Below are 13,853 nucleotides of genomic sequence, written 5' to 3' on the forward strand. Positions count from 1 at the left end.
TTCGCGACACGACGCCGCTTGGCCGAGCGCCTTCGTCGGCAAGGGGTTGCCGACCTACAACTTCTAAAGCTCATGCGCGGCGCGGAACCGTCGCAAACCGAAAATCTCATGGCGCCCGATGGACGCGACAGGTAGGACGGTCGCGCGGGAATACCTCTCGGGGTGAAATTATAAAATTCAGTCTAACGTCCTTGCCGCAGCCCGTATGTAGAGCAGCGAAATACGGGGTGTCACGGCTTCGCTCGTCCCGGATTTCGCTTCACTTCATCCGGGCTACGGGCCTCGCAACTTGCTCAGCGCAGAATCACCCAGTAATCCGTCAGGCGGGTGATGCGCAGCGGCGTGGTTTCGGCGATGGCGTCGATCACCCTGTCGGTGTCGGCGAGACGGAAGAGCCCGCTCAAGCGCCGGTCGGCGAACGATTCGTTGAGCAGAGTCACCCGTCCTTTCCTGTATCGGTTGAGCGTGGCGACCACCTCGGCCAGAGGGGTTTGATCGAAGATCAGATAGCCTTCGCGCCAGGCGGCGGCATGATCGACTCCGCTTTTCCGCAGGACGACCCGGCCGTCCGCTTCGAGGCTGGCGGCTTGACCGGCTTTCAGCGAGACGCGCTGGCGGAACGTGCTGGCCTCGACCACGCCCTCCAGCATCGCGATTTCGGTCTTTTCTTCCGACTGCCTGACGGTAAAGGCCGTACCCACCGCCTTGGCTTCGCCGTGGCGGCTGGCAGCGACGAACGGACGCGCCGGGTCCTTGGCCACTTCAAAAAACGCTTCGCCGCGAAGCAGTTCGATCCGCCGCGTCGAATGCTCGAAGCGAACCGCGACGGCGCTGTCGGAATTCAAACTGGCGCGGGAACCGTCGGGCAGCAGAACATCATGAATTTCGCCCTTGGCGGTTCGATAATCGGCCTGCAGCGCGAGCATGGGGTCGAGAAAAACCAGGCCAGCGATCAGAATGAAAAGGCATGCGATGGCCCAGCCGAGGCGCACGGAGTGGCGCGGAAAGGCGGTGCCGCGCGAACGGCTTAGGGCAGGATCGGTCTCAGATCGCAATCGTCGCGGTCTCACTATCGCTTCCGCGAGGTTTGCGCGAGCAGTTTCCAAGGGCAGGGGAGACGATCCGGACAGCGGCCGGCCGCGCAGCGGTTCCAGCCCCTCCCAAAGCGCGAGCGCGTTGCGCCAAGCTGCCTCGTGCTCCGGGCTTTGCGAGCGCCAACGCTCGAGTCGCTGTGTTTCGGCCGTTGTCGGCGTGCGCGTCTTCAGAACGATCAGCCCGTCGAGCGCCTCGCTTACCAAACGGTCGGGATCGTGGGAGGGTGGGGATTCGGGCATAAAACGGCCGTTGTCTTAGGAGACTCGTGAAGATAGACGAGCCACCGCGAAAAAACCACACGCCACGAGCTAATCTTCGTGTACGCGGCGATTCAAATGCAGCAGCGTGCGTCTCAGATGCTCCTCCACCGTGCGCAGGGAAACGCCGAGCCGCTCCGCGATTTCCCGCTGTTTCAAGCCTTCGAACCGGCTCAGATAAAAAATGCGTTGGCTCAGTGGCGGAAGCTCCTCCAGCGCCGCCGTCGCCCGGTCGAGCTGCTCCGAGGCGAGCGTCGCGGCCTCGCCGGTCCGTTCCTCCGTCGGAAGAACGCTGGGATCGTCCTCGTCCAAATCGGCCAAAAAGCTTGGCCGGTTTTTGCCGTAGCGGTGATGGTCCGTAATCAGATTCAGCGCGGTCCTGAACAAATAAGCGCGGGGATTGGCGATGCGGCTCAAGTCGCCGCTCCGCCAGAGCCGCACGAAGGATTCCTGGCAAAGGTCGTCCGCAGTTTGAGCGCAACCCAGTCGGCCGAGCAGGAAGCTCAGGAGTTCCTGGCGGCAGTCCCGGAAAAGCTGAACTAGCAGTTGATGATCGGAAGACAGCATGGGTATCGAGAAAAAGGGACTCCTCGATACAGCAAACCTCATGCCGAATCATGTAAACGATTGATCGGAAAAGGCTGGATCGGTAGGCTCGGCTGTTTCGCTGCAAGCGACTGCGGCAAATCACACAGTGCTCTTCCAGCGGTCAGATTTCATTTGTTCGCGGCTGATCGCGAAGCCGTCGGTCCGCTACGCCGGTCGTGCGCCGCGCCGCCTTCCGTTTTTGCAGCCAACGGATCACCCCCGTCACGTACAGCACCGGACAGGCGAGGCCGGTGACAAATACCAGAATGCGGCCTGTCATGCCGAAGGCGTGGCCGGAATGGAGCGGCCATTGCCAGTGGGTGAAGACTTCTCCTGCCGTTCCCGTAGCGGGATCGTCCACGTCCAGGATTTTTCCGGTATAGCGGTCCATCACGACGCAGCGGCGGCTGAGAAGACTGCCGGGCTCCGCCACGTCGTGCTTGCACACGGTGTAGGTGCTGGTCGGCTCCGGCGCGCCGTAGATCCAGTCCGGGCGGCCGCTGGGATAGCGGGTATCGGCGATGGCGACGGCCTGTGCCATGCCGATGGGCTCACCATCCGCAATCGGGGTGGAGCGAAACCAATAGCGGTAGGTGACCGGCGAGAACAGTTCCAGAACCGGCACCACATGCCGCGGCAGGTTCATGTAGATGCCGGAGAACAGCACGGGAATCATGATGAGCGTGGTGTAGAAGCCGAAAGCCTTGTGCAGATCGAAATTGAGGCGTTCGGCGCTGGCTCGGCGCTTGATCGTGAGCGCCTGCAGCCATTTGCCGGTCAGCGGCCACCAGACGATGAGGCCGGTTAGCACCGAAATGATGAGCAAGGCTCCGAGAATGCCCACGAGCACATAGCCGATCCTTTCGCCGAGAAAAAAGGCGTAATGCAGCTCGAACACGAATCCGATGAACGTCCTCGGAAAAGTGCTGTCCGAGCGCTTCATCAGGCGCCGACCGATCACCTCGGCGGTGTAAGGATCGACCGCGACTTCCCAATTTTCCGATTCACCCTCCGGCAGGGCCGGCACCTGGAATCGCAGGCGGAACACCGCCGTGTCATTGCGCGGGTAGTTGGCGAAGGTCAATTTGGCGTCGGCCGGCATGGCCCGGATGCCGGCCGCGAAGATGTCCTCCAGTGGACGGTAATTTGCCTTTCCTCCAGGGCGAGCTTCGATCGTCAGCAGTTTCGGATTCAGCAGTTCGTCGATTTCCTGATGGAACACCAGGATGCTGCCGGTAATCCCGAATATCACCAGCGTCGCGCCAGCGACGAGTCCCAGCCAGAGATGCACTTCCAGCCACAGTTTCCTTCGGGTTTTCAGATTGGCGAGACGCCTTAAATTCTGGAGGGACATGGTCGATTTCCGATTTGAAGTCGCAAATTGTAGGGACGTAGATGTATCGCCGGGTTATGTCTTTCGTGAGGCCTCATGGATCTAATTCCAAATCGCTTTCAATAAGGCATTCATTTTTGTAGGGTGGGTTAGGCCGCGAGGCCGTAACCCACCGAACGGCCTCGAATCGGTGGGTTACGCGGAGCCTGTCCTGAGCTTGTCGAAGGGCCTGTCCCAAGCGGAGACTAGGGGCTAACTCACCCTACGATGAATGTTCACTCGAATGCCGACTAAATAAGACGAATGACAGAAAGAAAACCCCACCGGCATCCGGCCGGTTTGGCCGTCGAGTTCGCGCATTTCGAACGCCGGGAACGGTTGTCACCTTGTTCCGCCTTGTATCGGTGTTTGCGCCGGTTCCCAAGCTTTGGGCTTGGGAACCGGGTCTTGCAAGCTCTGGCTTGTCATGTTTCGGGAAGCGGGAGCTTCCAAGGCAGCGTTCCCAATCCGGAGATCGGGAACGAGCGTAATTGCAGGCTTCGACCGAAACGACTCGGCACGTTCGGCCCGGCTGAGTACGGCTCGTAGGATGTGGTGAGCGAAGCGAACCGCCCTTCGACTACGCTCAGGACAGGCATCGTTCGCTACGTACTCGCCGAACCAATTCAATACCGGTACTCGAATCCCCCGAACACCATGCGGGTGGCGCCGGGATTGAATTGCGCCACGTCCTGTCCTCCGGCGTCACCGGTAACGAAGACCGAGGCGGCATAGCGCTCGTTGGTGAGATTGCGTCCGTCGACGAACACCTTCCAATGTTTGCCGTCGTCCCAGCCGACGCGGGCGCCCAGGAGAGCATAGGCATCGGCCGCAAGGGTGTTGGTGAAATCCACCCAGTTGGAGCTGACCGCCGTTACGTTCGGCCCGATGTAGAAACCGCCGGGATGTTGGTAGAGCGCCTCGAAGCGGGCATTGTGCTCCGGTATGCCAGGCAGCCGGTTGTCTTTCAGCACCGGATCGTCGTCGAAGTGGAAATTGCTCCAGGTGTAACTGCCGCGCAGGCGAATGCGGTCGCCGACGTATACGCCCGGCGCATAAGCAAGCGCGTCGTTCACCGTTAGCGCCGCGCCCTCCCTGATTCGCTCCCCCTCGATCAGCGTCGTCCCGCCGGGCACTCGCCCCAGTTTTTCCCGCGATTCTTCGATGGAGGGTGTGGTAAGGCTTTGAGGTTCCGCTTCACCGGTAACCGAAACAGTGGCCAGTTGGACCGATTCGTCGCCGGTCCCTCGGGTCTGATGGCCGGCAGCGGGCGCGATGTTCGGTTTGGCAGCGCGCTTGGCGAGGCGTTCGATGGTGACGGTTCCGGGACCGATGAAGCGATAGCCGAAGCCGGTACCGTCCAGCAGCTTGTCCAGGCCCTGCTCCGGCGTTAGCGTGCTCGATAGTCCTCGGGACTTGAGGCCGCGGACGAGATCGGCATCGAAAACCAGTTTCAGGTCGGACTGGTCGGCGAATTCCGTCAGTGCATCGCCGAGCGGCTGTGCGGCGATGGCGTAGTGTCGCGCATGGCTCTTTTCTTTTTCAGAGGCCTCGGCCGGAATTACGATTGCCGCGATGACGACCGCTAGTGCGGTGAATGATCTTTTCCCCGGAGGAAAGTAGTTTGGGGGTTTTGAAACTGGGTCAAAAATGTCGGCGTCTTTGCATGTGTTCCGGTTCTTTTTGTTTTTCATGACGTTCTCGAAGGAATTCAGAAAAGGGATGTTTCTTTTCTGAACACGTGCGAACGCCAAAACCATGAACCGGGAAAGCAAAAAAATTTTCGTCGAATCGATGCGAACGAGATGGGGGTTCAGCGATGCAGCAGCACGAGCCAGGGACTCAGCCGGGTAGATCGGATGGCGAGCGCTTTCTCGACGGCCGCGAGGATGGCATCGGAATCGTCCAGGGAAAACACGCCGGTAACGCGCAGATCCTCCAGGCGATGGTCGGCAATCAGGATCTTTCCCGGCCGGTAACGGTCGAGTTCCGCGACCACTTTCACCAGGGGCTGGTCCTTGAATATCAGCTTATGTCGCTGCCAAGCCGTCGCTTGGCTCAAATCGGTCTTCTCCGGCGAACTCAAGCCGTGTGTCGGGCTGTAGTTGACGCGCTGCCCGGACGCCACCCGCACCGCAGCCTGCGCGGAATCGGACCGTCCGTCCGCAAGCCTGACGCTGACGGCGTGTTCCTGGACCGTCACAGCGATGTCGCCGGCCGTGCTCTCCGAAACCTCGAAGACGGTGCCCAAGGCGCGGATCACCGCCGGGCCGGTTTCCACCTCGAACGGCCGGGCAGCGTTGGGCGCCACCGTGAAGGCCGCTTGGCCGTGGCGGATACGAATGCGCCGTCGCGATGGGTTCCAATCCAGCGCAATGGCGGTATCGGTGTCGAGCAGCACGGTGCTGCCGTCGTCCAGGCGTACCAGCTTCTGCTCTCCCGTGCCGGTGGCGTAATCACTGAGCCAAAAGTCGCCGAGATAGAGTCCCTGTAGTCCGAAGGCGAGCAATAGCGCGGCCGCCGCGGCCCAGCGGGCAGGCCGGAGCCGGCGCCGACCCGCGGGCGAGATCGGTGAAGGGCGCTTTTCCGGCAGTCCGACCGCGGCGGGCTGCTCTGCACGGAGATCTCCTGCCTCGTCACTCAAAACGTCCGCGACCGAAGCCCATAGACGCTCCGCTTCTTGAAATGCGTCCGCGTACTCGGGCCCCTCCGCCAGCCACTCGGCGAAGCGCTGGCGATCGCCGTCCCCCGCCGCACCCGAACGTAGCAGCACCAGCCAATCGATGGCTTGGTCCGAGAGTAGTTTGCGGCGATCGCTTGGGTTCATGAACGGTACGGTCGGGTATGTCGGAGAGACTTATGTATATAAGACGGACGGAAGAAAAAAAACCGTATCGCTATGGGCATGAAACGGCGGCATCGATCAGGTGGTCTCGTCGTCGAGCCGGTCCCGACAGTGTTTTAGGGCTTGAGCAATGCGCTTCGCCACCATTCGCTCCGATACGCCCAGCCGTTCGGCGATCTGGACATAGGTCAGGCCGTCCGCGCTGTTCAACAGCAGAGCCGTGCGGGAGTCCACCGGCAATTCCGACAAGGCCGCTTTCAGACGATCCATGGTTTGCCCCAGACTAACTGCCTGTTCGGGGGCCAAATCCGGGCCGGGGACGGTTTCTGAGGCAAGCGCTTCGTCGTCGTGAGCGGATTCGTAGCGGGATTTGGCGGTCTGCTTTCGCAAATAGTCGACCACCAGGTTCGCGGCGATGCGAAAAGCCAGGGCGCGCGGATTGTCGGCAGGACTTCGTCGCTCGCTCTGATGCAGGCGCAGATAGGTTTCCTGGACCAAATCGGCAGCGGTTTCCGGACATCGGAGGCGGCGCATGAGAAAGGCGAAAATTTCGTCCCGACTGTCCGAGAAAACGCTTTCGGTGCCGAGCGATGAAGGATTCATAAATTGGCGATGGGATTCGGTGCCGGTTTGGTGGGAAACGGATTGCGTCCGGAGCTTGTGTACGAGACAGTTGCCTGGGTTTCCGCGAGCTATGTTGGGGAATGTATTGATTTTCGTGAACAAGCTTTCGACCTGCATCGACGCCATGATTGTGCGATGTGGTCGCGGTCAGCCTTTCCATCAAGCGCCCGAGGTGCTCGGAGAGGCCGACCGCTGGTCAGCATCAATAACATAACAAACGGCGTGCCAAATCTTTTTGCCTTTATATTTCAAAAGTTTATTAAATCACGCGGTTTTCGAATGGGGGGAGCTTTAATGCATTTGCCGCACTGCGGCGAGTGAAATGCCGCACGGTCCATGCGACAAAATGTCACCTTGAATCAATGGGTTAGGTTTAATAGGATAATCCCATCTCGTAGCAGCTATTGGTTCTCCTCCGAGGCCAACCGTACGAGTGCGTGAGATCTCCTCATTCGATCGGGATGCCGTTCAGTCGGCATCCCGTTTTTTTTTGCATTACGCCCATGTCAATTCGCCCGGATCATAGCGGAGAAATGTCGGGTTCATGCCTCAGCACAACCCGCCTCGCCAAATTCGATTTCTCTCTATAAAGGTCGCGCTCGAGGCGTTTTCGCGATACGCCTTTCGCCCGACGCGCCGCAAGCGGGCTTCCGGAAACACGGACTCAGCCGCGCTGACGGCGGACGCAATCGGAATCGGCGTCGCTCCGGGCGTTATTTTCGAAGTCAGGCCGTGCGGGTCGGCCTAGCCATCCAGTTCGACCGGGGAGAACAGATTGGCCATCGGGCGGACGTAATCGAAAAACACCAGATAGACGCCGCTGAACGCCACGACCGCGAGTACCGGAGCGCTGTAGATGCCGAAAACCTTGTGCGGGTCGAATATGAGGCGCTCCCGGCTCGCGCGGCGCTTGACGGTCAAGGCCCGGACGAGCTGATTCCGGCTCGGCCACCAGAGGTAGATTCCGGTCAAGACCGAGACCAGCAGCGCGACCCCACCGGTGGTGCGGGAACTCGTGCCAGGGGATCGATGTGCGATCTCTTCGCTCGGATGGTCTGCCGGGTCAAAAGCTTCATCTAGACCCCCCAATGTTATTGTTTATCCTCGTGGAGGTAGACGGACCGCGCGCAAAAAGCCGCCAAGCGGGTTGAGATCTTTTAACGAGCGGCATGTGCTCCGTCGAGTTTTTTCCGTCAAACGCCACAGATGACTTAGGCTTTTGCCGCTCCGACCTAGAAGGGAAGGCCATTCACGGTGCCGCGATTGCCGATATGCCGCATCCTTCCTTAAGTTCCGTTCACTCGAAATATGGCCGCGCAGCAAGCGTTGCGTGACCTTGCCCTCTGTTTCGTAATCTGGTTGAGGCAAAGTGGATGTTTGTAGGTCAAGTTGGCTCGATTCTTTCTTTGTTAAGTCCGCACGTTTCCTTTGAGACGTTTTCCATTCATTCCACTTCCAAGGAGGATTTCGATATGTTGATGGGTGCGCTTGCCGTTTTTACTTTAGTTGCCGCTATGGGCTTGATGATGATCCGGGACGCCTGGCGCGGCCAATCCGTGGGGCCGGCTTACTCGCTGGTTCATGCCGCCGCCGCGCTGCTGGGCTCCGGTTTGGTGATCGCTGTCGCGCTGGATGGCGACCAGCGGGTTTATGCCAATATCGGCATGGCCGTAGTCATCATTCTTTTGGGAGCTGCGATGGGATTCGCCGCCAAAAGAGGGAGATCGGCGCCTAGAATCGTGCTGATGGCCCATGCAGCCCTGGCGGTTGCTTGTTATGGGCTGTTGGGTTTTTTCGCTCTGAATCCGGACGCGACGTTGATGTAGTTGTTTCTCGAACTGCGCCGAGGTCTATATATCTTCGTATCCTCTGATTTTGAGAGCAAAACCCTGACCCCCGCCCACTGGAAAGTGTTGCAAAGGTCCAATTTATAGGCTGGGCTGAGGAACGAAACCCAGCATTTTCGCGGATTGCTGGGATTTCTTCGTCATCCCGGCCTATTTTTGCTTTTGCGACACCCGGTGGGAAAGGGGACTTATGCTCGGTGATTCCTGAATGGTCAATACTGGAATAAGCATTAGCGTTTTCGCCAATGGGTTCCCAAGCGGGGAGCTCGGGAACCCCCAAGTTCAGGCGGGTAGGGATACGATTCAGACGTTCTCAAAAGCGGATCGTCACGCCGCCGATCACCGTTCGGCTCGGGCCCGGGCGCAAACCGTTCGAGTAGTCTGAGACATACAGCTTGTCCGTCAGGTTGCGACCTTGAACCCAGAGCGTTACCGGAGTGTTCGGGATGGCATAGGTCGCGCGCGCCGAAAGGAGGGTGCGGCTGGGGACGGCGCCCACGACGATGGGCTCGCGGAGGTCGATCACATCGCCCGCCTCCGGAGGGGCGCCGTCTTCATCCGTCAGGATGGGATCGCGGGTGTTGGCCGGGTCGGTGAAGAAGCTGTCCATATGGGTCAGGGTCGCGCTGATCTGCCAGCCGCTCGTGTGTTCCAGGCCCAAGGTCAAACTGCCCGTGTGCAGCGGAACCTCGGGCACTTGATTACCCTTGCTGACGCCCTCGGTGAATCTCGCGTCCGTATAGTTGTAGGCCAGCATGCCAAAGAAATTATAGGGCGACTGGGTGTAAGCGGCCGAGTCGACCCGCACCGCGACATCGACGCCGACGGCCTCGGAATCTTCCGCATTGATGAATATGTCCCGCCCGGTGTTCGGATCGATGAAGGGGAGTTGCACGAGCGTGTTGTTCAAAACGTTGTAGAAGCCCGCCAGTTCGAAATTGATGCCCTTCACGAAGCTGGAGCGCAACCCGACCTGCGAGTTGATGCCGGTTTCGGGAACCAGCGGGAAGTCGCTGCCGCGAGCCGGCGCGGGCGTACAGCCCCGCTGCACGCTGGCAAAGAGCTGTGTGTCCGTGAAGCCGCTGTAAAGAAAGCTGATGCCCGGCAGCAGAATCGATGTGTTGTCTTCCTCTTTCGGCTCGGGGCCATCCTCTGCGTCGAAAACGCGCGTCTTGTTTTGGGTGTAGTGCTCCATGCGGAGGCCCGGAGTTATCGTCCAGTCGCCGAAGCGCATGGCGTCCTGCAAATACGCGGAGTAAGCCGAGGCCTGATAGCGTTCGTCGCGGGTCAATGTGCCGCGATCATCCACGTCGAGTACCTCGCCGACTTCACCTTCCGTGCGCCGATCCTGGTAGGCCGTTCGCCCTGAGCTTGTCGAAGGGTTTCTTGAACCTACTGGGATAGGCTCTTATTCACGCCCGAAGTTCTTCGGGAGCAATGCCAAGGCAAAAAGCACGATGAGCAAGAGAAACAGGATTCCGGCGATGGCCATGCTTTCAAGCCACGCTTGGCCGTATGCCAGGCCCTGGGCCAGCCGTGCGCCTAAGGTTTTCCATGGCGGGCGAGCCGGTTTCCGGACCGCCTTATTCCATAAACTTTTCATACCCGTCCAGGCACTCAGCGCCAGCCGTTCCGCCGGTACGAGCAAATCGCCCGCTGGTATCGGCGGGGCGGACCGGGCGAACCGGCGGCCGAACAGATAAGCCAGCAAGATACCGCCGCCCACCGGCCATAATTCGCTCCAGAGAATCCCGGGTTCCAGCGCTAGCTCGAAAAAGGCCCGCGCCGCGTCGGCGAACATGATCCAGGTGAGTGCAAATACGCCAAGCAGCGCCAGCCCCCAGGTAAGACCCAATCCCCGGCTCCCGCTGCCGTGGCTTTCCGTCAGCGCCTCGTGTCGGACCAGGTAGAGTAAGCGTACGAGCAGCAGCGTGGTGCCCACCGCCGCGAAAGACAATGTCCAGGCCAGCCAGTCCTGCGATGGTTCGGGCACCGAGCCTATGGCTCTCTTGAGCGACTCTTTGGCGAGCGCACCGCTGGTAAAGGGAGCTCCCGCCAGCGCCAGCGCGGGCAGCAGCAGCCCGGCCGTGATCCAGCGAAGTTTCCGCTCGTCGCGAGCGGTTTCCCGCGCGACTCCGACGCCGAGGAACAAGGCTCCCTTGGCCAGAGCATGATGGACCGCATAGACCGTAACCGCCGCCAGACACGACGGCCAGCCCGCCGGTGCCGCCAAGCCCAATCCGACCGGCACGGTGATGAGCCCCATTTGGCTGATGCTGGAATAGGCCAGCACGGTTTTGGAGTCCTTTTGGACCAATCCCACCCCAGCACCGTAGAACGCCGCGGCGAGCCCTGCGGCCGTCAGTCCATAGCCCCAATCGGGAAGGGCCGCCTGCCCCAGCGGCAGAAAGCGCAGCCAGCCCAAGAGACCGGCCTTGATGATGACTCCGCTCAGCACCGCGCTGGCGGGAGTGGGGGCGACCGGATGCGCCAAAGGTAGCCAGACATGAAGCACCAGGACACCAACCTTGATCCCGAATCCGCCGAGGAACAACGCCACGATCAGATTTCGCTGCGGCGATACGGCGACAGCCTTCGGAATCTGGTCGAGAAACAGACTTTCCGCCGCGCTCGCGCTCAGCAAAAAAGCGACGAGCAGCATGGCCTCCCCAAGGATGGCCAGGATCAGATAGATGCGCCCCGCTCGGTGCGGCTCTTCACCGCCCTCATGCACGATCAAGCCATAGGCGGAAAAAGTCATCAGAGAAAAGAATAAATAAAAACTCGCCACGTCCTGGGCCAAAATGACGCCGAGATTGCCCGTCATGGTGCTCAGAAAGAACCCGCCGAAGCGGCGGCGCTTCGAATCGGAGGCCAGATAAACCTGAGCGTAAAGGCCTGCGATCAGCCACAGCAGAGCGGTGAAGATTAGAAACATCCGACCGGTGGCATCCAGTCCCAAACGCGTGCCTAGCAATAACCAGGACAGATCGATGCGGAAATCCGGCGCCGCGGCCAGAACCAGGCCCGGCAATGCGGCCCAGGGCGCGATAGGCCATGTCGGGGAACGCCCTGAGGCCATGAATAGCGCGATCGCCAGAAGGGAAGGAGCGAGCAGGGCGGCGGCGACCAGCCAACTCGTACTCACGAAACGTACTCCCGGGCCGTGACCAACTTGGCCCAGCCCAGCGGGCTGAACCACGAGCCCGCGAACAGTCCGGCGGCAAGGGAGAGAAGAGCGGTGATCAATGTGGGCACCAGCAGCGTCGGACGGGTTTCGAGCTGATCGCGTTCGCGTTTCGGCCATTCTCCGCTCGCGGGCAGAAACCAGATGCGACGTAGGACCGGCAGGAAATAAGCGGCGTTGAGCACGGTGCTGACGGCAAGCACAGCGAGCGCCCAGTAGTCCTTCGCGGCTATCGCCCCCAAGCCCAGATACCATTTGGTGACGAAGCCGGCGACCGGCGGGACGCCGATCATGCCCAAGGCCGCCACGGTAAACGCAACCATGGACCAGGGCATGCGCCGGCCGACGCCGTTCATTTCGCTGATCTTGTGAATGCCCAGGGTTTCGGCCAGATCGCCTGCGCAGAAGAACAGAGTGATCTTCATCAGTCCCTGGTGTACCAGGTGCACGACGCCGCCGATGGTCGCCAGCGGACCGAGAATGCCGATTCCCAGTACAATGTACGACACCTGACTGACGGTGGAATAGGCCAGCCGCCGCTTGAGGTCGTCCTGAGTCAACGCCCGCACCGAGCCATACACGATGGTGATGCCCGCGACCCATGACAAGGGACCCAGCACGCCCAGGCGAGCGGCGAACTCCACCCCGTACACGTCGTAGGCGATGCGCACGATGCCGAAGGCCCCGGCCTTGACCACCGCCACTGCATGCAACAAGGCGCTTACCGGGGCGGGCGCCACCATGGCGACCGGCAGCCAGCCGTGGAGCGGCACCAGCGCAGTCTTGACCCCGAGCCCCGCGACCAGAATCGCGAAGATCGCGAGCAGGTCAGGGTAATCAACCACCGAAACCCCCGCCAGCACACCGCGCTCGGTGAACTCGACAGACCCTACCACCTCGTACAGCCAGACGACGCCCACCAGCAGCAGTGCACCACCGGTCATCGTGTATTGCAAATAGACCTTCCCGGCGCGCAACGCGTCCGCTGTACCGCGGTGCACCACCAAGGGATAAGTGGACAACGTCAGCAGCTCGTAAAAAATGATGAAGGTTATGAGATCGCCGGCCAGTGCGATGCCCATGGTGGAGGTCACGCACAGGCTGAAAAAACCGAAAAACCGGCTGCGATGGGGCGATCCTTCCAGATAGCCGATCGCGTAGATCGTAGTGAGCAGCCATAGGACCGAGGAAAGCCCCACGAACAGCATGCCCATCGCGTCGGCGCGCAATACGAAGTCTTGATCCGGCAGCAGAGGCAACCGGGTTTCGTAACGATGTCTCTGGAACACGCCCCATACCATGATGCCCACCAGCACGAGCTTGGCTACCGCGCCGATCAGATTGAGCCAGGAGCGGGTGCGATGCTGTTCCTCGCCGACGAAGAAAATGAGCAGGCCGGTTATGAGCGAACTCAATACCACCAGGAGGGGCAACCAATCGTCGAAAGTCATGGGGCCACCGTCGACGGTGCGGAGGCTTCGAGCAGAAGGGGCGCGCCCGTCTGCAAGAGGCGAAGCGGATAAGCCGCCGCCAGCCCCAGGGCCAGGGCGATGCCGGCCAAAGACAGCGCGGCTAAGGGCATGACCAAGGGCACCGGATGGAACGCAGCGTACTCCCTTGGTGGCAGAAAACAGCGGCGCAGCACTCGAAAGATATAGGCGGCGGACGCGAGCCCGCCCAAGACCAGAACGGCGGCCCACCACCATTGCCCGGAGGACAGCGCGGCATTGAGCAGAAGCCACTTGGCGATGAATCCTCCGCTCGGCGGCAGACCCATGAGACTGACACCAGCCATGGCGAAGGCGAACAGGCTGATGGGTAGGTGCCGGCCGACGCCTTCCAGCCGATCGATCCGGTCTTCGTCGGTCACTTTCAGCATGGCGCCGGCCGCCAAGAACACGGCGGCCTTGGCCACGGCATGGGACACGGCCAAGTACACGCCGCCGCTCAAGGCGGCCGGGGCACTCGTAGAAGACGCAGCGGCAAGCGGAAACGTCAGAAACAAATAGCCGACTTGAGTCACGGTCGACCAGGCGAT

At 60.7% G+C, this 13,853-nt stretch carries 12 protein-coding genes; 1 reads left to right on the forward strand and 11 read right to left on the reverse strand.

Annotated elements, in window-relative coordinates; translation table 11 throughout:
• Positions 1 to 293: 293 nt before the first annotated feature.
• The 7 genes from B2A78_RS21595 to B2A78_RS21630 all read right to left on the reverse strand — a co-directional run bounded on the left by B2A78_RS21595 (position 294) and on the right by B2A78_RS21630 (position 7,870).
• Positions 294 to 1,334, reverse strand: coding sequence for a FecR family protein (locus tag B2A78_RS21595; protein WP_077732128.1), 1,041 nt, complete (start codon positions 1,332 to 1,334; stop codon positions 294 to 296).
• Between the two features lie 69 nt (positions 1,335 to 1,403).
• Positions 1,404 to 1,961, reverse strand: coding sequence for an RNA polymerase sigma factor (locus B2A78_RS21600; protein ID WP_240502627.1), 558 nt, complete (start codon positions 1,959 to 1,961; stop codon positions 1,404 to 1,406).
• 100 nt (positions 1,962 to 2,061) lie between these two features.
• Positions 2,062 to 3,294, reverse strand: a complete 1,233-nt coding sequence (locus B2A78_RS21605) for a PepSY-associated TM helix domain-containing protein (RefSeq protein ID WP_077732130.1) — start codon at positions 3,292 to 3,294, stop codon at positions 2,062 to 2,064.
• A gap of 644 nt (positions 3,295 to 3,938) precedes the next feature.
• A complete protein-coding gene (locus tag B2A78_RS21610) occupies positions 3,939 to 5,006 on the reverse strand; it encodes a TonB-dependent receptor (protein WP_240502628.1) in 1,068 nt (355 codons plus the stop codon).
• A 119-nt stretch (positions 5,007 to 5,125) separates the two neighbouring features.
• On the reverse strand, positions 5,126 to 6,139 hold the full coding sequence (locus B2A78_RS21615; RefSeq protein ID WP_077732131.1) for a FecR family protein: 1,014 nt from the start codon (positions 6,137 to 6,139) through the stop codon (positions 5,126 to 5,128).
• Positions 6,140 to 6,235: 96 nt separating this feature from the next.
• Positions 6,236 to 6,760: an RNA polymerase sigma factor gene (locus B2A78_RS21620; RefSeq protein ID WP_077732142.1), complete on the reverse strand. Its 525-nt coding sequence runs from the start codon at positions 6,758 to 6,760 to the stop codon at positions 6,236 to 6,238.
• Between the two features lie 765 nt (positions 6,761 to 7,525).
• Entirely contained in the window at positions 7,526 to 7,870 is a 345-nt protein-coding gene (locus B2A78_RS21630; protein ID WP_156881859.1) for a PepSY-associated TM helix domain-containing protein, read from the reverse strand.
• A 383-nt stretch (positions 7,871 to 8,253) separates the two neighbouring features.
• Here B2A78_RS21630 and B2A78_RS21635 point away from each other — a divergent pair, with 383 nt between their 5' ends.
• Entirely contained in the window at positions 8,254 to 8,607 is a 354-nt protein-coding gene (locus tag B2A78_RS21635; protein WP_133716138.1) for a hypothetical protein, read from the forward strand.
• A gap of 334 nt (positions 8,608 to 8,941) precedes the next feature.
• Here B2A78_RS21635 and B2A78_RS21640 read toward each other — a convergent pair whose 3' ends face one another.
• The 4 genes from B2A78_RS21640 to B2A78_RS21655 all read right to left on the reverse strand — a co-directional run.
• Positions 8,942 to 9,937 (reverse strand): TonB-dependent receptor, encoded by a 996-nt coding sequence (locus B2A78_RS21640; protein ID WP_156881858.1) that lies wholly within the window; start codon positions 9,935 to 9,937, stop codon positions 8,942 to 8,944.
• Positions 9,938 to 10,036: 99 nt separating this feature from the next.
• Positions 10,037 to 11,776: a complex I subunit 5 family protein gene (locus tag B2A78_RS21645; RefSeq protein WP_077732136.1), complete on the reverse strand. Its 1,740-nt coding sequence runs from the start codon at positions 11,774 to 11,776 to the stop codon at positions 10,037 to 10,039.
• Positions 11,773 to 13,266 (reverse strand): proton-conducting transporter membrane subunit, encoded by a 1,494-nt coding sequence (locus B2A78_RS21650; protein WP_077732137.1) that lies wholly within the window; start codon positions 13,264 to 13,266, stop codon positions 11,773 to 11,775. The genes B2A78_RS21645 and B2A78_RS21650 overlap by 4 nt, the downstream gene beginning before the upstream one ends.
• Positions 13,263 to 13,853: proton-conducting transporter membrane subunit (locus B2A78_RS21655; RefSeq protein WP_276205415.1), on the reverse strand; the 591-nt coding region annotated here is incomplete at its 5' end. The genes B2A78_RS21650 and B2A78_RS21655, both read right to left, overlap by 4 nt.

It is taken from the genome of Methylocaldum sp. 14B, assembly GCF_002005105.1.
GTDB lineage: Bacteria > Pseudomonadota > Gammaproteobacteria > Methylococcales > Methylococcaceae > Methylocaldum.

Excerpts from the sequence above, each read along its gene's own strand:
- B2A78_RS21635 (WP_133716138.1), top strand. The coding sequence starts at position 8,254 with ATGTTGATGGGTGCGCTTGCCGTTTTTACTTTAGTTGCCGCTATGGGC.
- B2A78_RS21615 (WP_077732131.1), bottom strand. The coding sequence starts at position 6,139 with ATGAACCCAAGCGATCGCCGCAAACTACTCTCGGACCAAGCCATCGAT.
- B2A78_RS21595 (WP_077732128.1), bottom strand. The coding sequence starts at position 1,334 with ATGCCCGAATCCCCACCCTCCCACGATCCCGACCGTTTGGTAAGCGAG.
- B2A78_RS21650 (WP_077732137.1), bottom strand. The coding sequence starts at position 13,266 with ATGACTTTCGACGATTGGTTGCCCCTCCTGGTGGTATTGAGTTCGCTC.
- B2A78_RS21605 (WP_077732130.1), bottom strand. The coding sequence starts at position 3,294 with ATGTCCCTCCAGAATTTAAGGCGTCTCGCCAATCTGAAAACCCGAAGG.
- B2A78_RS21600 (WP_240502627.1), bottom strand. The coding sequence starts at position 1,961 with ATGAGGTTTGCTGTATCGAGGAGTCCCTTTTTCTCGATACCCATGCTG.
- B2A78_RS21620 (WP_077732142.1), bottom strand. The coding sequence starts at position 6,760 with ATGAATCCTTCATCGCTCGGCACCGAAAGCGTTTTCTCGGACAGTCGG.
- B2A78_RS21610 (WP_240502628.1), bottom strand. The coding sequence starts at position 5,006 with ATGAAAAACAAAAAGAACCGGAACACATGCAAAGACGCCGACATTTTT.